Consider the following 24155-nt stretch of genomic DNA (forward strand, 5'->3'; position numbering starts at 1 on the left):
GCCCATTCTTCAAAGGGTTACACCAGATCGGTGGCAGGCAGCAGAGACAAAGCGCGCGCGGTGTCGATCAGCTTGCTCATCTTCCATTGCTGCAGCAACACGCCGGGACCGAAGTCGCGCGAGCCGCCAATGGCTTCGGCCGCGATCTGGATCTTGGCGCCCTCTTCCAGCAGCAGGATGAACTCGGCCAGCTTCAGCAAGCCCTGCTTGCCCCACACGGTGGCGCCGCCATTCGCTTCCAGGATGGCCGTGGCGTGCGTGTTGCGGGCGATTTCACCGAGGATGAAATCGACTTCTGGCTGGCGGCGGTCGATATAGATGGGAATTTCGCGGATCAGCTGGAAGCGCTGCACGGGCACGTAGCGGATCGGCAGGGTGCGGTGCGTCTGCGCCCACGCGCCCAGGGACGGCGAGTGCACGTGCGAGATCGACGTGACCTCGGGACGCTCACGGAACAATTTTAAATAGCGCGCGCCGCCGTTGTTGGCGTCGCCCACAATCACCGTGCCATCGAGCGCCAGCACGGCCGCCTTCAGGGGCTGGCCGCGGCGGAACGGGCCCGGGTCGTTGACGACCACCACCTTGTCACCGCCAGGGGTGCGCTCGACAAAGCCCACCGTGCCGTTGGCCGTCAGGCTGCCCGTCTCGCGCAAGCCGTCGAAGGCCGTCTGCGCATCGCGCCGCACCTGTTCCACGAAGGCCAGTTCGGCCGCCGTCAACTCCTGCACCTGTACTTGTTGTGCTTGCGCTTGTGCCACGTCCGTCATGTCATGCTCCATTCTTTGAGGTTAAGGTACGAATCAGTCATGCCTCTACTTTTGCAAGACGCGTGCCAGCGCCAGGGCCGCAGAAATGGTGGATCGCTGCTGCCTGTGCAACAGCGGCTGCTGGCGTGGCAGCAGCGCTGGACGCAGGCGCTGTCGCCAAGCCAGCAAGCGGCGCGGGCACGTTTCCTGCACGGTTCAAGGCTCCACCACCACGAAAGAAATCCATGACTACCGCAACCGCCCCCGCCGTCGATACCGTCTGGTTCACGCGCTGCCCCGTGCCCACGGCCACGGGCCTCGCGTATAAACTGGGCTGGCTGGACGAGGAATTCGCCCGCGACGGCATCGCCCTGAAAACCCTGCAGGATGTGGGTGGCGAACTGGCGCGCCACCACTACGACCATGGCCTGTCCACGCTCGTGCGCGAAGGGGGCAACCTGCTGGCCCTGCCCGCGCGCGCGCAAGGGGCGCCCACGCGCCTGATCGGCCTGACCTGGATCGACGAGTGGCAAGCCATCCTCGTGCGCCCCGGTTCCGGCATCACGACGCCCGCGCAGCTGCAGGGCAAGCGGCTGGCGCTACCCGTGTTCCGCGCCGAAGACTTGCGCGAGAACCGGCGCGGGCGCAGCATCGCGCGCGGCATGAGCCTGGCCGGCTACAAGGGCGTGCTGGCGTCGGCCGGCTTGACGCTGGACGATGTGCGGCTGGTGGAAGTGGGTGGCGAGGCGCCAACGCAGGCCAATCTGGGCGCGGGCCTGTGGCAAGGCATCGCGCCGCTCTTGCGCGGCGAAGTCGATGCCGTCTACGTGAAAGGCGCGGCGGCGGCCGAAGCGGCCCGCGCGGCCGGGCTGGAAGTGGGCATAGACATCGACGCCCTGCCCGACCGGCGCTTCCGCGTGAACAACGGCACGCCGCGCCCGATCACCGTGCATGAAACGATGCTGGAACAGCATTTCGAGCTGGTCGTGCGCTTTTTGACGCAAACGCTGCGCGCCGCCCACTGGGCGCGCAGCCACCAGGCCGACGTGCTGGCCATCCTGCAGGGCGAAACGCGGGCCGGCGCCGACGCCGTGGCCGAAGCCTACCGCGACGGTTTTCATTTGACCCTGGCGCCCGACCTGTCCGACGAGAAGGTAGCCCTGTTCCGCCAGCAGAAGGATTTTCAATTGCAGCACGGTTTTCTCGACCGCGACGTGGATATCGACGCCTGGATCGACCGCCGGCCGTTGGAGGAAGCGCAGCGGCGCCTCGACGCGCTGCTGCGGCAAGCCGCATAAAGAAACGGGGCCAGCACATGGCAACATGTGCTGGCCCCGGGTACTACGGCATCAAGGCAAACGGCGCCCTAGGCGGCCAAGGCCTCATGCGGGGCGGCGGCCGGTTGCGCCAGCCGCTGCAGCGAGTGGATGGTGGCCGCGCAAGCCGTGGCCAGTTCGACGCCCTTGACCTTGAAGTGCTGGAAGTAGAATTCCTGGTGCTCGTGGCCCGCATGGAAGTGGTGCGGGGTCAGCACGGCCGACAGCACGGGCACGCCTGTCGCCAGTTGCACCTGCATCATGCCGGAAATGACGGCATCGGCCACAAAATCATGCCGGTAGATGCCGCCGTCCACCACCAGGGCGGAAGCGGCAATCGCCGCGTACTGGCCGCTCCTGGCCAGCACTTGCGCATGCAGGGGGATTTCAAAGGCGCCGGCGACGTCGATGACGTCAATATCGCTCTCGGCGAAACCAAGGGTCGCCATTTCGGCGATGAAGGACAATCGGCATTGCGCGACGATGTCGCGGTGCCAGCCCGCCTGGATGAAGGCGATGCGTTTGGCTGGTATTGCGTGTGACGGTTGTGACATATAAAAGACTCCTGTTTTCAAGAATGACAAAAAACAGGGCATAAAATCGAAGGGGATATGACAGGCGCAAGAAAGCCACGCCCAACTGCGCATGCAGGCACGCGCACCCGCGCACCGACGGCAAACGCAGGCCGTCCATGCGCCGGGCGTAGGCCGGCACAGACACAATGATTCCATCCCGCTCTCTCTTTATCCGGACTATACCGTCGGCCCCGGAATCACACCGGGTCTGCTGACCTTGCCGGCATGGTCCAAAGACCATGCCGGCAAGCGCTCGCGGGCTAGGCACGCATGCCATTACCGCCGGTGGGGAATCGCACCCCGCCCTGAGAACGTTGCGTGGCCAGCGCACAGGTGCGGCAGCCACGCCCGGCAACTATAGCATATCGCCCCTGCCCTGCGCGGTCAGAACTGCACCGTGTACGACGCGCCCACCGTGCGGCCCTGGCCGATGATCACCGTGTCGCCGTTGACGGCACCGGGCACGAAGCTGGTGAGCGTGTGGTTGCGATAGACCTTGTCGGTCAGGTTGTTCGCATACGCTGAGATCCGCTGCTTGCCGCCCGGGAGTACATACGACAGGCGCGCATTGGCCAGCGCGAAGCCGCCCTGGTTCAGCAAGTCGCGCGCGGCATTTTGCGGGTCGACATAGTAGTACTGCTTCGACGTGTAGCGCACATCGCCGCTGAAGACCAGCTGCGCGCCATTGCCCAGCGGGTAGCGGTAGTCGGCCGCCAGCAAGGCCGTCACGTGGGGCGAGCGCACGAATTCATTGCCGGAGCGGTCGCCGCCATTGTTCTGGATGGCGAAATCGTCGAATTCCGTGCGCAGCAGGCCCAGATTGGCATTGATGTGCAGGTTGTCCGTCGGCTGCGCCTCGATCTCGAATTCCGCGCCATTCACGTGGGCCTTGCGCACGTTCTGCAGGTAATTGACGCTTTGCGTGGGGTCACCGTTGTACACGCCCGTGATATTCACCTGCACGTTCTTGTAGTCATAGTGAAAAACGTTGGCGTTGAAATTGAGGCGCCCGTCCAGCCATTCGGACTTGATGCCCGCCTCGAACGAGTTCAGGGTTTCCGGCTTGACCGTGTTCAGGGCCCGCACGTCCGTGGCACTCGTGTTGTAGCCGCCGGACTTGATGCCGTGTGCGTATTTCAGATAGCCGCGCAGGGTGCTGCTGAAGCGGTATTCGGGCGTGACGTCATAGGTCAGTGCATTCCACGTGGTGGACGGATTCGAGGTGAAATTGTTGTTGGCGACCGAGGCGGCCGTGTAATTGCCGCCCCGGACCGTGTTCCACCAGTTGGCCGCGTCACCAAACGTCACCGAATTCGATGCGGCCTGCACGCGCTGCAAATCGAGGTCCTTGGTTTCCGTGGTCCAGCGCAAGCCGAAGGTGGACAGCAACTGCTCGCTGAAGTTGACGGTCGTGCTGCCGAAGATGGCCGCGCTGCGCGCCTTGTGCTGGTAGATGGTGCGGTTGTAACCGACGGGCTGCGTGCTGCCCGCCAGCGCCGGCACGCTGCCGTTGGGCAGGCGCGCACCGGCCGAATCGGAATCGATCTTTTCATTGAAGTAGAACAGGCCCGCCACCCAGCTCACGGCGCCGTTTTGCGGCGACGTCAAGCGCAGCTCCTGCGACACTTGCCGACTGCTGGCCTTCGAGCGGCTGCGACCCACTTCCAGCGGCGTGTTGTCGCTGTCGCCCGTCGCTTCGTTGCGGAAGTTTTCATAGCCGGTGATCGACGTCAGGGTCAGCTCGCCCAGCGCATATTCGAGGTTCAGCTGGGCGCCGCCCTGTTTCACGTCGCTGTCGGCCGGCGCATTCGTGCTGACATCGTCGGGATTGGTGCTGGGGACGTAGCCGTTGCGGTACACGCCATTCGCAGCATAGCTGGCCACGGTGGTGGTGGCGCCCTTGGTCGTGTAATCGCGATAATGCAGGTTCAGGTTCGCCGTCAGGTCGCGCCCGATCAGGGCCTTGAGCTGGCCGCGGATGGCGCTATCCTTGAGTTTTCCATCGCGCTCGCCCGTAAACTGATTGTGGAAGCGGCCCTTGTCCTGCTGCTCCGTGTGGAAAGACAAGCGCCCCGCCAGCACCTCGTCGACCAGGGCGCCGCCGATAGCCCCTTCGGCCACGGTGGTGTCGTAGCTGCCGTAATCGAGCTTGGCGTAGCCGCTGGACTTGAACGAGGGCTTGCGCGAAATCACATTGATGGCGCCGCCCGTCGTGTTCTTGCCCCACAAAGTGCCTTGCGGGCCGCGCAGCACTTCCACCCGGTCCAGGTCGAACAGGGGAAAGCCCGTGGCGCTGGAATTGCTGATGTAGACATCGTCGAGGTAAAAGCCGACGGGGTTCGGAAAATCGATCTGCTGCTGGCCCGCGCCCACGCCGCGTATCCACCAGCGCGGACGGCCATGCTGCTGCGTGCCGGCCGAGGCGTTCGGCACGTAATTGAGGATTTCGCCGGCCGAGCGGCCGATGCCCGTGTCGAGCAGCTCCTTGCCGCCGAGGACCGTGATCGCGCTCGGCACCTTCTGTGCCGATTCCTCACGCTTTTGCGCCGTCACCGTCACCGATTGCAAGGAGGCGCCCTCGCCGGCGCCGTTGGCGTCGGCAGCGGCAATGACATCGGCGCCAGGCGTTTCCGCGTGGAGCAGGCCATGGACGAGCATCAAGCCGCCGATGGCGAAGGCCGAACGCAGCGCGCGGCGCAGCGGGGTCAGATGAAAGGGAAAGGAAGAAAAGGCGGCGGGGGAAGTCAAACGGCGCATGGGTGGTTATCCTTGAGTAAAGTCAAAACGCGAGATGGTGATGACTGTTATTGCAAGGCGCATGCCCGCTGCCGCAGTGCAGCAATATATACGTTAAGTGCTTGATTTAAAAGGAAGACTATCATGGTGATAGTGCTGTTGATTTGGCAGCAGCGGCGCCGCCGCGTGTTGCCTGCGCGACAGCAGGCGGTGGCGCTGCTGTCGCGGCAACAGGGGATACTCAGGCGGCGCGCAGCAAGGCGGCACCATGGCCACGCACCAGCGGCAGCACTTCTTCACCCACCCGATACGCTTCTTCCAGGTGCGGCGTGCTGGCGAGGATAAAGGCGTCGGCGCCCAGTTGCACCAGTTCGTCGAGGCGTTCGGCCACCTGCTGGTAGCTGCCGACGATACCCTGCGTCTGCCCGCCGCGCAGCAGGTTGAAGCCGGACCAGATATTCGGCGCCGTGATCAAGTCCTTGTAGCTGTTCAGGGTGGTCGGACGGTTGCCCCGCTGGCGCGCCGCGCCCACGGAATCGCCGCCATCGGCGCCGAGGAACTGGCGCAGGGTGGCGGCATCGACGGCGTCAAAGCCCTTGCGCACCTCGTCCCACGCCTCTTCTTCCGTGGCGCGGGCCACGATGTCGACGCGCACGGCGCACTTGATCTTGCGCCCCAGGAGCGCCGTCTTTTCATGCACGCGGGCGAATTTCTCGCGCAGCTGCTCGAACGGTTCCAGCCACGTCAGGTAGTAATCGGCGTGCTTCGAGGCGGAACCGAGGGCCGCATCGGACGAGCCGGAAAAGTAAATTTCGGGGAAGTCCTGTTCCGACAGGGGCGTTGCCAGGCCCGCGTCTTCCACCTGGTAGAACTTGCCCTGGTAGGAAAATGGCCCGCCGCGCCACACGCCGCGCACCACATCGAGAAATTCCGTCGTGCGCGTGTAGCGGTCGTCGTGCCCGGCCGAATCGCCCCACCACAGCTGCGCCGGGCCGCCACCGCCCGTGATGACGTTGTACAGGGCCCGGCCGCCTGTGGCCCGCTGCAGGCTGGCCGTCATGCGCGCCGCCACCACGGGGTTCAAAAAGCCGGGCTGGAACGGGATCATGAAGCGAAAGGTGCTCGTCTCGCGCGCCAGCAGCGCGGAAATGGCCCACGGTTCATCCGTCATGGGAAAGGACGGGATCAAGCCGCCCTGGAAGCCCGATAGCTCGGCCGCGCGGGCGATTTCCGCCAGGTAGTCGATGTAGGTAAAACCGTCGGCGCCGCCGCCACCGAGGCCCGCCTGGCGCAGGTTGTCATTGCCGGGAAACCAGTCGCCGCGAAACGGCGTGCGGGCGCGGTGCGAACTCGGTTCGCCATGTGTGGGGATGCGCCAGAAAAAATCGATTGCCATCAAGGTACTCCTTCAGTAGGTTGAATACAGGAACTCAAGCCGCTTGCATCTGCGCGCTCAACGCTGCCCGCACGCGTGGCAGCACGTGTTCGCCGATGCGATAGGCTTCCTCGAAATGAGGGATGGCGGCCAGCACGAAGCTCGACACACCGGCCTGCGCGTAGGCATGCAACGCCGCGCTGACCTGTTCATAGCTGCCGACCAGGGCGCCGTGTGCGCCCGTTTGCGCTTGCGCAAAGCCGGGCCAGAACGCGGCAGCATCGTCCTCGAACGGAGCATCGTCAGGTAGCCCCGCCCCGCTGCGGTAGCGGCGCGCGTCGCGCAAGGCTTCGTCGAAGGTTTCACGGGCCAGCACGTCGATGCGCAAGCCCGCCACCACGGTGCGGCCCAAGTGGCGCGCCTGTGCTTGCAGGCTGTCGATGGAAGGCTGCAAGTCCGTCGTGGGCGCCGCGTCAAACACGTGCACGTCGGCCTGGCGCGCCGACAGGGCCAGCGCCTCGGGGGTATCACCCGTCAAATAGATGCTGTTCACAGGATGGTTCGCCAGCGGCCCCTTGAAGCCGCCGTCCTGCACTTCGAAGAACTTGCCCTTGAAGCTGAACGGCGCAGTGCTTTGCACGCCGCGCGCCACCGTGATGAATTCTTCGATGCGCGGCAGAATATCGGCGTCCGGAGCCGCATCGCCCTGGCGCCGGCGCGCGGCCGCATCGCCGCCCTGTCCGATTTGCCAGGCGAAGCGCCCGCCCGTGAAGCGCTGGAAGCTGACGGCGTTCTTTGCCGCGTACACGGCAGAACCCCAGGCCGCGTCGAATTCGGCGATCAGTTTCAGATGGCGCGTGCTGCGCGCCAGGTAGCCGGCGACGATCCAGCTTTCATCGCCCTGCGTATCGTGGCGTATCCGGATGCCGTTGAAGCCCGACAGGTCGGCGGCGCGGGCGATCTGGTGCAGGTAATCGAAGTAATTGAACGGCGGACGCGCGCCGCGCGGGTCGCTCACGCCCGCCTGCAACGGGCTGGGGGCGCCAGCGTTTCGCTCGCCCCTGCGCGTGATGCCGGGCGCCGCGTAGCGGCCGTCGCCGCTGGTGGGCAATTGCCAGATGAATTCGATGGTCATGCATGGACTCCTGTCGTGGGTCGAAGAAAGGGCCTGCACGCGCATGGTGAGCAATGCGCGCACTGGCCTGCCCTTTCCTCCTCGCAGAAAACATGCCATGCCGCGTGCACCCGCCAGCGCCCTTCGCTGCTGATTTGGCAGCAATCCGCTGCACCCACGGCAGCAGCGTGCTGCGCGTGCAGCAGAAAAAAAAGCCGGAACCGCATCGCTGCGGGTCCGGCTCCAGGAGATTGGTCATGCGCCTAGTCGATGGCGCCCGCCTTTTTCAAAAAAGTGCGCAGGATGTTACGGCTGAGATTCAGGTGCTTGGCCGTGCGCACCTGGTTGCGCTCATTGCGCTCCCACGCGGCGCGCACCAGTTCCTGCTGCATGGCTTCGAATTCCACGGCCTCGCCCGAGTCGAGCAAGGCTTGCCAGGCACGGGCGAAACGTTCGGCCGCCAGCAAGTCATCCTGCCCGGCCGCGCCGTGGGCCGCGTAGGCGATATCGGCAGCGCCGGCCCAGGTGTCCGGCACAGGCACCGGGGCCGCTGCGGGTACGGAAGCCATCGGCCTGTGCCAGCCCGACAAACTCAGGTCTTCGGCGCGCACCACGCCGCTGCGGCAGACCAGCAGCGCGCGGTGGATGACGTTTTCCAGTTCGCGGATATTGCCCGGCCACGGATACGCCAGCAAGGCTTGCTGCGCGTCAGGGCCCAGTTCCACCTCGCCCAGGTGCAAGCGCTGCGCATAAATGGCCATGAAGTGGCGCGTCAGCGGCATGATGTCGCCCGGGCGCTCGCGCAAGGGGCGCAGCGGCAAGCCGATCACCTGCAGCCGGTAATACAGGTCTTCGCGGAAGCGCCCGGCCCGCACGGCTTCGGCCAGGTCCACATTGGTGGCGGCGATCAGGCGCACGTCGATGGGGATGGCGCGCCGCGCGCCCAGGCGCACCACTTCGCGCTCCTGCAGCACGCGCAGCAGCTTGACCTGCATCGCCAGCGGCAAGTCGCCGATTTCGTCGAGGAACAGGGTGCCGCCACTGGCCGTTTCGAACCAGCCAGGTTTACCCTGCTGGGCGCCCGTAAACGCGCCTTTTTCGTAGCCAAACAGTTCGCTCTCGACCAGGGTTTCGGAAAAGGCGCCGCAGTTAATCGCCACAAAGGTCTGCTCGGCGCGTCCGCTCAAGCCGTGCACATGGCGCGCAATGAGTTCCTTGCCCGTCCCTGTTTCGCCCGTGATCAGCACCGTCGCCTCGCTGGGAGCGATGCGTTCGATCAGTTCGTGCAACTGGCGCGAACGGGGGTCGGCAAAGACAAAGGCCGTGGCGCGCACCAGCAAGCTCATTTGCTGCGGGTCGCGGAAGGCGACCAGCGCCTCGCTATCGCCGTCATCGCCGGCGCCGCGGGCAAGGTGGGCGCTGCGCGCGAAATCGCTGCTGAAATTGTGGGCTAAGAGTTCCATGAGCCGACTATACCGCGCGCCATCGCCAGGCGTGAACGAATGGTGCCGCGCTAGCTTATCCGGATTTTGCATATGCGGGGCATTGGCCCGAACCTTGCTGCAGCAAAGGAGCAGGCAATGTCGCCTGCCTACCACGGAGCCCCCATGCCAGCACGCCAGCTTGTCCTGAACGTCTTTTTGCAACGTCACGGCCACCACCCCGCCGCCTGGCGCCATCCGTCTGCCAGCGCCAGCGGACGGCCCGACCTGGCCTGGTGGCTGCGCGCCGCCAAACTGGCCGAGGCGGCCAGGTTCGACAGTTTTTTTATCGCCGACTTCATCGGGCGCGCAGGCGACATCACGCCCGAGACGGGCCGCGCCGCCATCGGCCTGCCCTTCGAACCTTTTACCCTGCTGTCGGCGATTGCCGCCGTCACCAGCCACATCGGCCTGATCGCCACCGTCAACACCAATTACGAGCACCCGTATCACGTGGCGCGCAAATTCAGTTCGCTCGACCACCTGAGCGGCGGGCGCGCGGGCTGGAATGTCGTTTCCTCGTTCGCCGAACACACGGCGGACAATTTCGGCATCGATGCACCGCGCAGCCATGCGCAGCGCTATGCGCGCGCCGATGAATTCGTCGCCCTGTCCAAGGCCCTGTGGGATAGCTGGGATGACGACGCCTTCGACCGGCCCGACCGCGCCGGCGGCCAGTTTTACGCGCCCGCACAAGGGCATGCGCTCGACTTCCAGGGCGAGTATTTTGCCTCGCGCGGCTTGCTGGACTTGCCCCGCCCCGTGCAAGGCCACCCGGTGCTGGTCCAGGCGGGCAATTCCGAGACAGGGCGCGAATTTGCCGCGCGCCAGGCCGAGATGGTGTACTGCTCGGCCACATCGCTGCCCGTGGCGCAAGCGTATTATGCGGACGTGAAGGGGCGCATGGCGAAATACGGGCGCGCCGAAGACCAATTGAAAGTGACGCCGGGCCTGTCGGTGGTGGTGGCCGAATCGGACCAGCAGGCACAGGACCAGTTCGGCGAACTACAATCGCTGGTCGATTTCAGCAATCTGGAATTTGGCGGTTTCGACTTGTCCGGCTATCCGCTCGACGGCCCCCTGCCCGACCTGCCCTACCAGGCGGGCGAGAATAGCAAGGGCCGCTTCTTGCAGCAGCTGGAACTGGCCCGCCGCGACAATCTCACCTTGCGCCAGTTGGTGCTGCGCTTTCGCGTGGCGCGAGGCCATCTGCAAGCCATCGGCTCCGTCAAGACGGTGGCCGACCTGATGGAGCAGTGGTTCTCGGAGCGGGGCGCGGACGGTTTCAACGTCGTGCCGCCCCTGCTGCCACAAGGCTTCGAGGCATTTACCCGGCTGGTGGTGCCGGAACTGCAGCGGCGCGGCCTGTTCCGCACCGAATATGCGGCCAGCACCCTGCGCGGCCATTTGGGACTGGCACGGCCCGCCAACCCGCACACGGCGGCGGGGGCGCGGGCCGCCTGAACACGGATTGACTAGGCTTGATCAGGATCGAAATGCTTGCGCAAGCCTTGCCAGCATTCGAAATAATCGTTCTGCAGCAGGCCGCCGTCCAGCGCGAACGGCGTGGGCTTGAGGATGGTGCGCGTCTCGAACATGAAGGCCATGGTGTCGGCCACCTTCGCGGGCACGGAAGTGTCGCTGTGCGAGGCGCGTTCAAACGTTTGCGCATCGGGGCCGTGGCCGGACATGCAGTTGTGCAGGCTGGCGCCGCCCGGCACGAAACCGGCCGCCTTGGCGTCGTACACGCCGTGGATCAGTCCCATGAATTCGCTGGCCACGTTGCGGTGGAACCACGGCGGCCTGAACGTGTGCTCGGCGGCCAGCCAGCGCGGCGGGAAGATGGCGAAGTCGATGGCGCCGAAGAGCGGATTTTCGCTGGGCGCCTGCAGCACGAGGAAGATCGACGGGTCCGGATGGTCGTAGCTGATCGAACCGATGGTGTTGAAGCGGCGCAAATCGTATTTATAGGGTGCGTAATTGCCATGCCAGGCCACCACATCCAGCGGCGAATGGTCGAGCGTGGTGCGCCACAGGTGGCCGCCGAACTTGGCCAGCAGTTCGCACTCGCCGTCGATATCCTCGTAGGCTGCGTGCGGCGTGAGGAAATCGCGGGCATTCGCCAGGCCGTTCGAGCCGATGGGGCCCATGTCGGGCAGACGGAAAGCCGTGCCGAAGTTTTCACACACATAGCCGCGCGCCTTGCCATCCGGCAAGGTCACGCGGAAACGCACGCCGCGGGGGATCACGGCGATTTCCTGCGGTTCCAGTTCGATCAAGCCCAGCTCCGTGGCGATCGCCAGCCTGCCCTCTTGCGGCACGACCAGCAATTCGCCATCGGCCGAATAAAAGAAGCGCTGCATGGAACAGTTGGCCGCATACACGTGGATGGCGCAGCCGCTCATCGCTTCGGCGCTGCCATTACCCGCCATCGTTTGCCAGCCGTCGATGAAGTCGACCGGCGTGCTGCTGTCGGGCAGCGGCAGCGGGTCCCAGCGCAGCTGGTTCGGCGGCGTGGGGGGCATGGCGTGGAAATCGCTGACGATGCGGATATTTTCCAGCAAGGTAAACGGCCGATGCTGGCTGGCGGGACGGATGCGGTACAGCCACGAACGCCGGTTCTGCGCGCGCGGCGCCGTGAAGGCCGTGCCCGACAATTGTTCCGCATACAGGCCCAGGGGCGCTTGCTGCGGCGAATTTTGCCCCTGCGGCAAGGCGCCGAGAACAGCTTCCGTGGCAAATTCGTTGCCGAAGCCGCTTTGGTAGCCGGCGCCTGTCATGCGCTCTCCGCCAGGCCGTCGGCCGCGTCGCGCAGCAAGCCCTGCACCACATCAGCCTTGCCGATGGCGCCCATGGCCAGCAAGGCGAAACGGGCCAGTAACAGCGGCGAGCGCTGTTCGCCCAGGCCGCCCATGGTGTGGCACAGCTCGGTGTATAAATTATCGAGTTCGATGTCGGTCATATTGTCTCCTTGTTACTTTGATTGGCCGATGCCGGCCGCCGCCAGCGCCTGCGCCACCTGCCCCGCCTGCACCTGCCGCCAGCGGCCCAGCACGTGGCCGTCCGGACGCACGAGGTAAAACGTGCCGGGCTGCGCGTCAAACAGCGAGAATACCAGCGCCGTGTGATCCCAGGCGCCTCCTTGCGTCCCGCTGCGGGCGATCGCCACGGTCGTCAATGGCAACGTATCGCCCAGCGTCAGCAGTTCGGCAGGCACGGCGCCATCGTCGCTGAAATACAGCCCCGTGAAATTGCCATCAGTACGGTTCACCAGATCGGTAATATACCCCGCTTTTTGTCCGCCATTGTGCGGCAACGCGAGCGGACACTCGGGCAAGACCGTACCCGGCGCGGGGCCAGCCGTGAACACGTCCGCCTCAGGCGCGTTCAACGGCGACTGCGCATACGCGATGGCACTGGTCTGGCGCGGGTTGATCAGCGAGCGCACGTGCGCATGCTTGCCCGCCAGGCCCAGCACGGCCGTGCGCATCAACTCGAAGGCGAAGGTGGGCGGCGCCATGAATTCCGTGCTTTTGGTGCCGTGGCGCAGGTTTTCACGGGCGGCGAACACACGCTCGTCCGAATAGCTGTCCAGCAAGGCCTGCGGCGCCTGGCCTTTGACCACGTAGGCCAGTTTCCAGGCCAGATTGTCCGCGTCGTCGATGCCCGAGTTCGCCCCGCGCACGCCGAAGATGGGCACCAGGTGGGCCGCGTCGCCCGCGAACAGCACGGGACCGTGCCGGTATTTTTCCAGTGTCAGCGCGTTGGCCTTATAGATGGTGATCCACACGGGATGCCATGGCGCCGTTTCGCCCATCATGGCCAGCAGGCTGTCCACGCGCGGCGCCACGTTTTCCAGCAGCACGGCCGCCTGCGCATCCTCGTCGTCGCGCAGCTGGTAATCGATGCGCCAGATATCGTCGGGCTGCTTGTGCACCAGCACGGTCGAGCCGGGATTCGATGGCGGGTCGAAATACGCGAGGCGCTCCGTCGGGCGCTCGCTCTTCAGGTGGATGTCGACGATCACATAGCGCCCTTCATAGCTGGTGCCTTGCAATTTGAGGCCCAGCGCCTCGCGCACGGCGCTGCGCCCGCCATCGGCCGCCACCAGCCAGTCCGCCTCGATTTTGTAGGTTTCATCGGGCGTGGCCACGGTGACCGTGGCGCCATCGGCGCGCTGCTCCACGCCGGTCACCCGCGTTTGCCAGCGGATATCGATCAGCTCCGGCTGGCGTTCGGCCGCATCGAGCAGGAATTGTTCGATATGGTATTGCGCCAGGTTGACCATGGGCGGCAACTTCTGGTTCGCGTCTTGCGGCATCGTAAAGTGCAGCACTTCCTCGTCGCGGTAAAAGCTGCGCCCGCCCGCCCACGGCAAGCCCTTGGCTAAAAAGCCCTCGAGCGCGCCCAGGCGGGCGATGATTTCCAGGCTGCGCCGCGAGATGCAGATGGCGCGGCTGCCCGTGCAGACGCCATCGTCCGCTTCGATCAGCACCGAGCGCACGCCGTGGCGCGCCAGGCCCAGGGCCGTGGCCAGGCCCACAGGGCCGCCGCCGACGATCAGCACCGGCACGTGCTGCGTGCCGGCACCGGCAGGTTTGCCGGGTGGATACACCTTCGGCACATGGGGATAAGGGTGGAATGTATCGCTCATGATGTTTCCTCTTCAATAATGGTTTTTGCCGCTGCGCGCGATGGGCAGGGTCAGCACGATGGCCGCGCCCACCACCAGCAGCACGCTGGCGTACAGCAAGCCCGTGGCAAAGCTGTGCGTGACATCCTTCAGCCAGCCCACCACGACGGGGTTCAGGGCCGAGCCGATATTGCCCGTGGCATTGATGACGGCGATGCCGATGGCGCGCGCGCCCAGGCTCAGGGCCCGGTCCGGCGTGGTCCAGAAGACGGACATGGCGGTATAGGCGCCCGTCGAGGCCATGCACACGCCCAGCAGTTGCAGCACGGGATTGCCGGCATACGCGGTCAGCAGCCAGCCAAAGGCCGACAGCAGCATGGGCCAGACGATGTGCCAGCGGCGCTCCTGCAAGCGGTCCGAGCGGCGGCCCCAGGCAATCATGCCGATAACGGTGCACACTTGCGGAATGGCGGCCAGCAGACCGATCTGCGTGTTGCTGGCATTGCCGCTGAAACTTTTCACGATCAGCGGCGTCCACACGGCCACCATCGCCAGGGTATTCACCAGGCAAAAATAGGCGATGCCGAATTTCAGCACGGTGGGCGACAGCATTTCCGCCAGCACGGAGGTCTTCTGCTGCTGCGCGAGGTGTACGACGGCAGGCTTGTGCTCGGCCGCCAGCATGCGCGCCAGCACCTGCTGTTCCAGCTTGCCCAGCCAGTTCGCCTTGCTGGGCGAATCGTCGAGGTAGCCATACACGGCCAGACCCAGCAGGACGGACGGCATTCCTTCGAGCAAGAACAGCCATTGCCAGCCTTTCAGACCCCAATGGCCGTCCAGGCCCAGGATCAGACCCGACAGGGCCGAACCGATGGCGGCCGTGACGGGCATGGCGATCATGAACAGGGCGTTGGCGCGCGCCCGGTAGGCGCTGGGAAACCAGTACGTCAGGTACAGCAACATGCCGGGCAGGAAGCCCGCCTCCGTCACGCCGACCAGGAAGCGCAGCGCATACAGGCTGGCCGGGCCGCTGGCGAACAGGGTCGCCGTCGAAGCCAGGCCCCAGGCGATCATCATGCTGCCTATCCATTTACGGGCGCCGATGCGGGCCAGCACGATGTTGCTGGGGATGCTGCAGGCGATGTAGGCGATGTAAAACAGCGTGGTGGCAAAGCCGAACTGGGTGCCGGACAGGCCCAGGTCTTGCATCATGGTCAGGCCGGCGAAGCCGATATTGATGCGATCCAGAAATGAAAATACGAACAGCAGGAACAGAAATCCCAGCAAATGGCGCGATACCTTGCGCATTACCTGCTGTTCCAGTCGATTGATGGCCGCGTCAGGGACGGGCGCATGGGTGCCGGGGGCTGCCCCTTGGGTGATGGTCATGCTGGTCTCCATAAGGTGTCACCCTCCCCTTGTTGATTTTGTTGGGTGAGAGCGGCCGGATGCTCCGGCTTGCAACACAGTATGCAGACGACTAGGCCGATGGCTGTCCCCATTTTGGGGACAACCATCGGCCTAAAGAACTAGCCGGCGGGCCTAGCCGCGTTTCTTGATGGGCACGTTGTCGACCTTCTGGTTGCCATAGCTGAAGGAACCGTGGCCGCTCCAGTTATTGTCCGTCACAAAGGTCGCTTCAAACTTGGCCAGGTAGCTGCCGATGGCCGGTGGCGGCACGGACACCACGTATTCGCCGCTCAGGCTGAACACGCGCGTGGCATTACCCAGGCCCAAGCCATGCACAGGACCGCTGACGGGACGGATCACCACGCGGCCATGCGGTGGCGCGATCGACTGCGTGATCAGGGCTTCGCCGCTGACGCTGCCGTCGTCGGGATTGTAAAACAGGGCCAGATTCAGAATCGGTGCGCCGGGCAGGCCGAGATTGCCGGCGATCAGATAGACGTGTTCTACCGCATTCAATTCAGTTGAGGACACAATGGACTCCTTCGGGGAATGATTCCTGAGCCATGAATAGGGAGATCGCGCGCGGCGACAGGCACTGGCTATCAGCCTTGCTGATGGCGGTTCAGCGCATCAACACTCTGCCGCCAGCATAGTCCTTATTTTCGTATCAATATGCTCACATTATTGCCTTGAATTCCAGCATTTTTGTGCTCTGCCCGGTATCCAGGGCGCGCTAGCATTTATGCGGCATGCGGCCCTAGACATAGCGCAAACAACTGGCGCTGGCCGGCAATACCCAGGCGTTTATATGCGCGCTTCTGATACGTGATGACGCTCGATGGCTGCACGCCCATGGTCTCCGCTATTTCCACGGCAGTCAGCCCTTCCAGCACGCCGCGCAGCACATCGAGTTCGCGCTTGCTCAGCTGTGGACCGTGCTGGCGCAACCGGGCCAGCATCATGGGCGAGACGCCTTGCGCGGGCTGGCCATTGACGCTGTAGTGGTGTTTGGCCGCATACGCGAACAGCGGCGAGAGGGTTTCGATGGCGGCGATTTCGCCGGGCTGGAACTGGCCCTGGCTGCTGTCGCGGTAAAAATTGACGGACAGCCAGATATCGCCGGCCGGCTGCACCAGCAGGGACAGCCGGTCCGACACATTCGGTCTTTGATAGCAGACGGCGCGGTAGCCCGGGTGGCGGATCTCGTCACTGGCCTGCTGGTGCAGCACGATGGCGGGGTCGAGCTTCGGACGGGCGGCGGGAGCGATGACGCTCTGGTTGCCGTCGAGCGCATAGTAATGGCGCGCGTAGCTGTCGGCAATATCCTGCAAGAAACGCCCACCGCGCCGGTCGGCCACGGCCACCGTGCGGGGCCGGTTGCCGAATTCATAAGCAAAGATCGTGCACTGGGCGATGGATGCGGCCGCGCCGGCCGTTTTCAGGATGGCGCCCGCCATGGCATTGACGTCTGCATGGCCGATGGCGGCCAGCAGATCGAGGGCGCGCCCCAGGTCCAGCTGGCCTTCCGCCTGCCGCCGCTCCACCTGCCAATAGCGCATGGCCGTCTCCCGTGACGCTTATTGTTGACGCTGCGGCAAGACCCAGTCCGGCCGGATGTAGTGGCAGGTATAGCCGTGCGGCAAGCGCTGCAGATAATCCTGGTGCTCCGCTTCCGCTTCCCAGAACGGGCCGGCCGGCGCCACTTCGGTCACCACCTTGCCTGGCCACAGGCCGGAGGCGTCGACGTCGCGGATGGTGTCTTCGGCCACCAGCCGTTGTTCTTCGCTGGTATAAAAGATCGCCGAGCGGTAACTGGTGCCGCGGTCATTGCCCTGGCGGTCCGGCGTGCTGGGGTCGTGGATCTGGAAGAAAAATTCCAGGATCTTGCGGTAGCCGATGGTGTTCGGGTTGAAGATGATCTCGATCGCTTCCGCATGCGTGCCATGGTTGCGGTAGGTGGCGTTGGCCACGTCGCCGCCACTGTAGCCCACGCGCGTGGCAAGCACGCCCGGATAGCGGCGCAGCAAGTCTTGCACGCCCCAGAAGCAGCCACCGGCCAGGATCGCGGTTTCCTTGTCTTGTGTCATGTTGTTCATTCCTTGATCTGAGACCCCTATCTTACCCTGTCGCGGCATTTTCTTCAGCGCGCCAGCAAGCGCTTCAGCTGCGCCGCCTGGTAGGCGCCGATGGCGTCGTTGAACAGGCAGCGGATCAAGGGGTCGTCGACGATGTCGGCCTCTTCCAGTCCGGCCCGCGTGGCCGCATCGAAAGGTCCATCGTTGATGCGCATGTACATCGACGTCAGCGATTCACCGAGCGCCAGCGCGGCATGGCATTTCACCAGCGGCACTTCCGTCGTCCAGTCGGGCGCCTCGTCGGTGGCGGGCACCAGGTCGATCAAGTCGCCATGCGTGCGGTAATGCAGGACCGTGGCCGCGCCGTCATGGCCGTACAGCGACAGGCGCCACAGGCGCGGGCTTTGGAAATAACTGTCCTCGGGCAGCTCCATGTCGCGGTAGCGTTCGAGCAAGCCATGCCGGCAAAAATCGCGCACCAGCGCCGCATCGGCGTCGCTCAAGGGCGCGAAACGGCGCGCGATGTCCGCCGTGGCGGGTGGCGGCGCATCGGGGCGGTAGTCGAAATCCACATCCTGCGGCCCCACCGGGATGACCCAGGGCAAGGGTTCAGCGCTGCTCACGCCGTGCGCATCGAGCAGCACGGCCGTGGAAGGATCGAGGCGGAAGATGTGCGCCTCTGGCAGCGCAGCGCCGATTTCATCGGCAAAGCGGCGGTAAGTAATTGGGAACATCGCGTGGTTGTACCAGGACCAGTCTTCCTGCACGAACTGGCAAGAGCTGGGCACGAGGTAACGGGGCGCCAGCGCGCGCAGCTGGGCAATCCAGTCGTCGGGAAGCTCGACTGGCCCCCGCACTGCCTGCGACGGCGCGATGACGGCGATCTCGCGCATGGTCTGGAACGGCCACAGCACCATGTCCCACGGTGCGAAGGCGGCCAGTTGTTCGAGCGTCTCGGGGCCGATCCAGGAATCGACCACGTTGAGCACATTCAGGCCGGCGGCGCGCACCTGGAACAGCGAGTCGACATCGTCGTCCAGCGCCCGGCGCGGGATCACCTCGATGGCGCCCACGCGCACGGGCACATCGACGTGCAGGCGCTCGACGGACGTAAATCCCAGCGCACGGATCATCGCGAACAGTTCGTCAAAGACACAGTACAGGTAGATGGGCGTGTCGCGGTCGAGCACATCGAGGCTGTCGAGCGAGCAGTGGTCATCGTGGAAGTGCGAGATGAAGACGGCATCCCAGCGCAGCCGGCGCACGGCATCGAGGTCGAAGCGCACGGGAGGAAACGCGTGGCAATTGCGGCTGAACGGGTTTTCGACGATGGGGTCGAAGGCGATGGCCGTGCCTTCGCATTCGAAGACATAGCCGGCGTGCAGGATGCGGGAGATTTTCAGGGGCATAAATAGACTACAAGGCGATAAATCGCGGCTTCAGACCGGGCAGCGCGCCATCATACTGGAAGGCCACTGCCCTGCCGACATTAATACGGATTATTCAGCACATCCATCGCGAAGTAAGTAAAAATCATGTCCGCGCCGGCGCGCTTGATGGCGCCCAGGGTTTCCTGCACCACGCGGCGCTCGTCGATGGCGCCCGCCTGGGCGGCGAACTTGATCATCGCGTATTCGCCGCTGACCTGGTAGGCGCCGATCGGCAGGCGCGTCACTTCGCGCAGGTCGCGGATGATGTCCAGGTAGGCGCCGGCCGGTTTCACCATCAGCGCGTCGGCGCCTTCGGCTTCGTCGATCAGCGACTCGCGGATCGCTTCGCGGCGATTCATCGGGTCCATCTGGTACGTTTTACGGTCACCCTTCAGGGTGCTGCCGGCCGCGTCGCGGAACGGGCCATACAGGCCGGAGGCGAACTTGGTCGAATACGCCATCACGGGCGTGTCGTGGAAGCCGGCCGCGTCCAGCGCGCTGCGGATCGCCGCCACCTGCCCATCCATCGCGGCCGATGGCGCGATGATGTCGGCGCCCGCCTGGGCCGCGATGACGGCCTGCTTGCCCAGGTTCAGCACCGTGCTGTCATTGTCGACCGTGTCGCCATGCAGGATGCCGCAATGGCCATGGTCCGTGTATTCACAGAAGCAGGTGTCGGACATGACCACCATTTCCGGCACGGCGTCCTTGATGATGCGCGACATGCGCGCCACCAGGCCGTCCGGGTTCAGGGTGTCCGTGCCGTGACTGTCCTTGTGGTGCGAAATGCCGAAGGTCATGACGGAGCGCAAGCCAGCGCGCGCATAGCGTTCGACTTCCTGCGCCAGCTTCGCTTCGGGAATGCGGCGCACGCCGGGCATGGACTTGATGTCGATGAAATCGCTGGAACCTTCGTCGACGAAGATCGGCAGGACCAGGTCGCGCGGATTGATCTCGGTTTCGCGGAACAGCTCGCGCAGTTGCGGGGTCGCGCGCAGGCGGCGCATGCGCGAAGTTGGGTAGTGTGCTGGCATGGGGTGACTGGCTTCGGGTTAACAACGCCAGCAAGTATACGCCCATCGCGCCGCTTGCGCCGGGCCGCGCGGCAAAAAAGCCGCGCAGGTCAAGAAACACCGCCCCGCGTCTTCATTGTGCGTGCAACAGGGCGGCCACTTGCCAGCGCATGTCGGCCGCCAGTTGCACCAGCATGGCGCCGCGGCGACGCACCTCCGCCCGCTTTTTCGACGGCACCAGTTCGATGTCCGGCATCCGGCAAGGGCCGCATGGCAGGCGGTAATTGCCGTCGCTGGTGGGCAGCGCATGCAATTGCTGCCACGCCAGGTCGTAGTCGCACGAGATGTGGCGGCGCCGGCGCCAGTTCAGCGCGATGCGGTTGGCATTGCTGACCAGGTGCAGATGGCCGCAGCCAAAAAAATCGCCCAGGTCGCGCAAGGCGGCCACCATCAGGTTTTTCGGCCGGCAGCCATGCAGCGCCCGCGTGGCCTCCTTCACCGCCTGCGCACCGGCGGGCGAGCGCAAGCCCTGCAAGGCGCCCAGCTGGATGACGGCGCCGCCAGGCTGGGGCAGGAACAGGAAACTGGCCAGGTACAGCGACGCGCCGTCGCGCGTCAGGCGCAGGCACAGCTCCCCTTCGCGGTGGCTGTCGTGGATGGCCGTCAGTTGCAAGCGGTAGGTGGCGCCATCCTTGCCCTCGATGCTGGCCAGTACCAGCGCGCGGCGCGCTGCGTATTCCACCAGCGGCCGCGCGCCGGCCTGCCACAGGAAGCGGTAATGCCCGCGCAGCAGGTCCACCCTCGCCGCACAGCCAAGCTGGCGGCTGGCGTAGGGTCGATAAATCTTGTACAGCAGGCTGGGATGGACTTGCGCCAGCGCCGCCAGGCCCGGCGTCGTGGCGATGAAGGCTTGCCAGCGTGCGCGCTGCAGGGGAAAGACGATGGCGCCCAGCGCAGCCTTGATCTGGTGGCCATGCTGGCGCAGTGGCGCCTGTTGCTGCGCGGCGTTGTCGCCGGTGGCGATAAAAGTATGCATGAAAACGGCTCTACGACGTGTCGGGAAAGGCAAGCCGCGGCAAGCCGCGGACAGCCCGGAACAGGCGGCTGCGCGCACGCAGCCACTCTACGCCGGGTAGAACGGATGATAGGGGGAGGTGAAAACGAAGGGGGTTACAAGTTGGTAATGTGCTGCCTGGCTAGCGCAGCAGGCGCAGGCGCAGGCGCAGGCCCGGCGCCGCATCCTCGATCTCCAGGCTGCCGCCGTGCAGGGCCGCGATGGCCGCCACGATGGACAGGCCCAGTCCATTGCCGGGCAAATGGCGGCTCTTGTCGAGCCGGTAAAAACGCTGCGTCAGCTTCGGCAGCTCGTCCCTGGGCACGCCCGGGCCGTTGTCGCGCACGGCCAGCCAGCGGCCCTGTTCATCGTTGCCGGCCGACACTTCCACCGTGGCGCCCGGACCCGCATATTTGATGGCGTTGTCGACCAGGCTGGCCAGTGCGCTGCCCAGCAGGTTGCGGTCGCCGCGCGCCGGCACGCTGTCGCCATACATCTGCACCAGCAGCACGCCCTGCTCGTCGGCCGTGGCCTCGTACATTTCCACGATGTCGGCGCCGATCAGCTGCAGGTCGATGTCATCGAAATTCTCGGGACGCATGCCCGATTCGGCCGCCGCGATCTGCAGCAGCTTGTCGAACACGCGCGTCAGGTCGTCGATGTCGTCGATGGCCGCCTGCGCCACACTCGCGTAGCCGGCCACGCTCTGCTGCTGGCGCAAGGCGCCATCGAGCTTGTTGCGGATGCGGCCCAGCGGCGTGCGCAAGTCGTGCGCAATGGCGTTCGAGACGTGGCGCACGCCTTCCATCAGGTGTTCGATGCGGTCGAGCATGCGGTTGATGTCGCGGCTCAGCAAGCCGAATTCATCCTCGCTGGCGACGGGAATGCGCCGGCTCAGGTCGCCTGCCTCGATTTCCCCCGCCGTGCGGCGGATTTGCCCGATGCGCGCTTCGAGCTGGCGGCGGAACAGCCAGGCGCCCGCCACCACCAGCAAGATGGCCACCCCTCCGCCATAGGCCAGCGAGCGCAGCACCAGGGCACGGATGGACTTGCCCTCTTCCATGTCGCGTCCGACGAACAGGCGCGCGCCGCCCGCCAGCTCGCGGATCAGCATGCGCGCGGGCACCCCGCGTCCCTCGCGCGTGACGTCGCGGTGCAGCAAGCGGCCCACGGGACTGGCCACGTCGGGCCAGGACGACAGATTGCCCGCCACGCGACGGCCATCGGCGTCCACCAGCAGGAAGATCTCCGTGTCGCTGTCGGTGCGGTCGGTGAGCAGATGGGCGATTTCCGCCGTCGTGCGGCTGCTGCCCGCCTGCTGGTACAGCGCGGCGAGGCGCTCCGAGAGCAGGGTCAGCTTGCGGTCCACGCTGCGATCGAGCACGCCGATGGTGCCGAAATAGAATACGGCGCAGACGATGCTGATCGACACGACCACCAGCACGCCATAGCCGAGCGCCAGGCGGGCCGCAATGGAGCGGTGCCAGTTACGCACCATCGAGCACGCCCAGGGTGTAGCCGACGCCGCGCACCGTGTGGATCAGCGGCGGTGAAAACTCCTTGTCCACCTTGGTGCGCAAGCGGCTCACCTGCACATCGATGACGTTCGTCTGCGGGTCGAAATGGTAGTCCCACACGGCTTCGAGCAGCATGGCGCGCGTGACGGACTGTCCCTGGTGGCGCATCAGGTATTCCAGCAGGCGAAATTCGCGCGGTTGCAGGGCGATTTGCCGGTTGGCGCGCGTCACGCGCATGGTGCGCATGTCGAGCACCAGGTCGGCCACCTGCAGCTGCGTCGATTCGGGCACGGGCGCGGCGCGCCGCAGCAGCGCCTCGATGCGCGCCAGCAGTTCGGCGATGGCGAACGGCTTTGACAGGTAATCGTCGCCGCCGCTGCGCAAGCCGCGCACGCGCTCGTCGACGCTGGACAGGGCCGACAGCACCAGCACGGGCGTGTTGCGGCCCATGCCGCGCAGGCGCGCGACGATGGCCAGGCCGTCGATTTCGCCGGGCAGCAGGCGGTCGAGCACCAGCGCATCCCAGTCTTCGCCGCAGGCCAGGCGCATGCCGTCGATGCCATTGTCGCAGGCGGTGACGTCGTGGCCCGCCTCGCGCAGGCCGGCACAGATATAGCGGGAAGTTTCGGCTTCGTCTTCGATGACCAGGCAGCGCACGGGGAATTCCTTGTAAAGATCGGGACAACAAACATGCGCAGCATACGCCAGGCGCGCGCCACTTGCCAGCCCCGTCGCGTGCGGCAAACGATGACGGGGTCGGGTACAATACAGCCTCGACAATGTTTGGCCGCGCCCGCGCGCAGCTGTCTGTGGCGCCTTCCGGATTGCCGCGGCCTGCATCGACACCACCGCCACTAACGAACAGCAGGCACGCCCGGCGCGCGCCATAGACAAATACAGCCATGAAATCGACCCACTCTCTCGCACTGGCGCTGGCCATGGCCATCAGTTGCGGCAGCGCCGCCGCCGCAGACGTAAAACAAACCATGCTGTTCGATGAAATTCCCATCGGCAGCTGGAGCACCTCCGCCGAACTGGGCGCCATCACCACCTCGGGCAATACGGTCGGCACCTCGGTGACGGGCAAGATCGACGCGCGCCAGGAACTCGATGACTGGAGCAACCAGTACATCTTCAGCGGCTACTTCAAGGAAGATGAAACGACGAACGACGACGGGCAGAAGGTGCGCGAACGCTCGGCCGAACGCTTTTCCGCTTCCGCCAAGGCCGCCTACAAGCTGATGGCCGACCATGAAAAACTGTTCGTGCTGGCCTCGCACGTGAACGACAAGTTCGGCGCCTATACCAAGTACTCGACCCTGGCAGTCGGTCATGGCTCGCGCTGGTACCAGTCGAGCGACAAGAGCGTCGACGTGGAATTCGGTCCTGGCTATTTCAGCGGCACCAACGACACGGGCGAATCGGAGCACGGCCTGACGGTGCGCGGCGCGGCCGCCATGAAGTGGAAGATCAGCCAGTCGGCGATGTTTTCACAGACGCTCAGCGTCGAACGCGGTACGTCGAACACCCACTCCATCGCCGAAACGTCCCTCAGCACGAAGATCAACGGGACCATGCAGATGAAAGCCGCCTTCAGCGCGCGCAACGACACGCGCGTACCGGACGACAAGAAGAACACGGATACGCAGACGTCGCTGACCCTGGTCTATTCGTTCTGAG

General features: G+C 65.1%; 21 protein-coding genes and 1 riboswitch. Of the genes, 3 read left to right on the plus strand and 18 right to left on the minus strand.

Annotated features, from left to right (window positions below):
* Positions 1 to 17 precede the first annotated feature (17 nt).
* Positions 18 to 767, minus strand: a complete 750-nt coding sequence (locus FJQ89_RS05935) for a class II aldolase/adducin family protein (RefSeq protein WP_071077139.1) — start codon at positions 765 to 767, stop codon at positions 18 to 20.
* Positions 768 to 991: 224 nt separating this feature from the next.
* Between FJQ89_RS05935 and FJQ89_RS05940 the strand changes: the two genes are divergently transcribed.
* Positions 992 to 2044 carry an ABC transporter substrate-binding protein gene (locus FJQ89_RS05940; RefSeq protein ID WP_141169455.1) on the plus strand — a complete coding sequence of 351 codons (1053 nt, stop codon included), beginning with the start codon at positions 992 to 994 and terminating at the stop codon, positions 2042 to 2044.
* A gap of 68 nt (positions 2045 to 2112) precedes the next feature.
* Here FJQ89_RS05940 and FJQ89_RS05945 read toward each other — a convergent pair whose 3' ends face one another.
* The 5 genes from FJQ89_RS05945 to FJQ89_RS05965 all read right to left on the minus strand — a co-directional run bounded on the left by FJQ89_RS05945 (position 2113) and on the right by FJQ89_RS05965 (position 9325).
* Positions 2113 to 2616, minus strand: a complete 504-nt coding sequence (locus FJQ89_RS05945; protein ID WP_141169456.1) for a 6,7-dimethyl-8-ribityllumazine synthase — start codon at positions 2614 to 2616, stop codon at positions 2113 to 2115.
* 176 nt (positions 2617 to 2792) lie between these two features.
* Positions 2793 to 2954: riboswitch (FMN riboswitch) on the minus strand.
* A 67-nt stretch (positions 2955 to 3021) separates the two neighbouring features.
* The gene (locus FJQ89_RS05950) at positions 3022 to 5394 is read right to left on the minus strand and encodes a TonB-dependent receptor (protein WP_141169457.1); all 2373 of its coding nucleotides are present in this window, start codon (positions 5392 to 5394) and stop codon (positions 3022 to 3024) included.
* 220 nt (positions 5395 to 5614) lie between these two features.
* Positions 5615 to 6769: an LLM class flavin-dependent oxidoreductase gene (locus tag FJQ89_RS05955; RefSeq protein ID WP_141169458.1), complete on the minus strand. Its 1155-nt coding sequence runs from the start codon at positions 6767 to 6769 to the stop codon at positions 5615 to 5617.
* A 34-nt stretch (positions 6770 to 6803) separates the two neighbouring features.
* Positions 6804 to 7883 carry an LLM class flavin-dependent oxidoreductase gene (locus tag FJQ89_RS05960; protein ID WP_141169459.1) on the minus strand — a complete coding sequence of 360 codons (1080 nt, stop codon included), beginning with the start codon at positions 7881 to 7883 and terminating at the stop codon, positions 6804 to 6806.
* Between the two features lie 242 nt (positions 7884 to 8125).
* Positions 8126 to 9325: a sigma-54 interaction domain-containing protein gene (locus tag FJQ89_RS05965; RefSeq protein WP_141169460.1), complete on the minus strand. Its 1200-nt coding sequence runs from the start codon at positions 9323 to 9325 to the stop codon at positions 8126 to 8128.
* Positions 9326 to 9469: 144 nt separating this feature from the next.
* On the opposite strand from FJQ89_RS05965, the gene FJQ89_RS05970 reads away from it, so the two are divergent.
* Positions 9470 to 10807, plus strand: coding sequence for an LLM class flavin-dependent oxidoreductase (locus FJQ89_RS05970; protein ID WP_141169461.1), 1338 nt, complete (start codon positions 9470 to 9472; stop codon positions 10805 to 10807).
* 11 nt (positions 10808 to 10818) lie between these two features.
* On the opposite strand, the gene hmgA is transcribed toward FJQ89_RS05970, so the two are convergent.
* The 12 genes from hmgA to FJQ89_RS06030 all read right to left on the minus strand — a co-directional run bounded on the left by hmgA (position 10819) and on the right by FJQ89_RS06030 (position 23132).
* Positions 10819 to 12123: a homogentisate 1,2-dioxygenase gene (gene hmgA, locus FJQ89_RS05975; protein ID WP_141169462.1), complete on the minus strand. Its 1305-nt coding sequence runs from the start codon at positions 12121 to 12123 to the stop codon at positions 10819 to 10821.
* Positions 12120 to 12305, minus strand: a complete 186-nt coding sequence (locus tag FJQ89_RS05980) for a DUF2783 domain-containing protein (protein WP_141169463.1) — start codon at positions 12303 to 12305, stop codon at positions 12120 to 12122. Before FJQ89_RS05980 ends, hmgA begins: the two co-directional genes overlap by 4 nt.
* 12 nt (positions 12306 to 12317) lie before the next feature.
* Positions 12318 to 13997 carry an FAD-dependent oxidoreductase gene (locus FJQ89_RS05985; protein WP_141169464.1) on the minus strand — a complete coding sequence of 560 codons (1680 nt, stop codon included), beginning with the start codon at positions 13995 to 13997 and terminating at the stop codon, positions 12318 to 12320.
* A 12-nt stretch (positions 13998 to 14009) separates the two neighbouring features.
* Entirely contained in the window at positions 14010 to 15365 is a 1356-nt protein-coding gene (locus tag FJQ89_RS05990; RefSeq protein ID WP_168208374.1) for an MFS transporter, read from the minus strand.
* A 153-nt stretch (positions 15366 to 15518) separates the two neighbouring features.
* A complete protein-coding gene (locus tag FJQ89_RS05995; RefSeq protein ID WP_141169465.1) occupies positions 15519 to 15917 on the minus strand; it encodes a DUF1842 domain-containing protein in 399 nt (132 codons plus the stop codon).
* Positions 15918 to 16126: 209 nt separating this feature from the next.
* A complete protein-coding gene (locus tag FJQ89_RS06000; protein WP_141169466.1) occupies positions 16127 to 16945 on the minus strand; it encodes a helix-turn-helix domain-containing protein in 819 nt (272 codons plus the stop codon).
* 18 nt (positions 16946 to 16963) lie between these two features.
* A complete protein-coding gene (gene msrA / locus FJQ89_RS06005; RefSeq protein ID WP_141169467.1) occupies positions 16964 to 17473 on the minus strand; it encodes a peptide-methionine (S)-S-oxide reductase MsrA in 510 nt (169 codons plus the stop codon).
* A gap of 53 nt (positions 17474 to 17526) precedes the next feature.
* Positions 17527 to 18870 carry an MBL fold metallo-hydrolase gene (locus FJQ89_RS06010; RefSeq protein ID WP_141169468.1) on the minus strand — a complete coding sequence of 448 codons (1344 nt, stop codon included), beginning with the start codon at positions 18868 to 18870 and terminating at the stop codon, positions 17527 to 17529.
* 80 nt (positions 18871 to 18950) lie between these two features.
* A complete protein-coding gene (gene hemB / locus FJQ89_RS06015) occupies positions 18951 to 19925 on the minus strand; it encodes a porphobilinogen synthase (RefSeq protein WP_099763596.1) in 975 nt (324 codons plus the stop codon).
* 112 nt (positions 19926 to 20037) lie between these two features.
* The gene (locus FJQ89_RS06020; protein WP_141169469.1) at positions 20038 to 20940 is read right to left on the minus strand and encodes a VirK/YbjX family protein; all 903 of its coding nucleotides are present in this window, start codon (positions 20938 to 20940) and stop codon (positions 20038 to 20040) included.
* A 160-nt stretch (positions 20941 to 21100) separates the two neighbouring features.
* Positions 21101 to 22456: a sensor histidine kinase gene (locus tag FJQ89_RS06025; RefSeq protein ID WP_141169470.1), complete on the minus strand. Its 1356-nt coding sequence runs from the start codon at positions 22454 to 22456 to the stop codon at positions 21101 to 21103.
* Positions 22446 to 23132: a winged helix-turn-helix domain-containing protein gene (locus FJQ89_RS06030; protein ID WP_071077124.1), complete on the minus strand. Its 687-nt coding sequence runs from the start codon at positions 23130 to 23132 to the stop codon at positions 22446 to 22448. The genes FJQ89_RS06025 and FJQ89_RS06030 overlap by 11 nt, the downstream gene beginning before the upstream one ends.
* A gap of 245 nt (positions 23133 to 23377) precedes the next feature.
* Between FJQ89_RS06030 and FJQ89_RS06035 the strand changes: the two genes are divergently transcribed.
* Positions 23378 to 24154, plus strand: a complete 777-nt coding sequence (locus FJQ89_RS06035; RefSeq protein ID WP_141169471.1) for a DUF481 domain-containing protein — start codon at positions 23378 to 23380, stop codon at positions 24152 to 24154.
* The last annotated feature ends 1 nt before the right edge of the window (position 24155 follow it).

The organism is Janthinobacterium tructae (genome assembly GCF_006517255.1).
GTDB lineage: Bacteria > Pseudomonadota > Gammaproteobacteria > Burkholderiales > Burkholderiaceae_D > Janthinobacterium > Janthinobacterium tructae.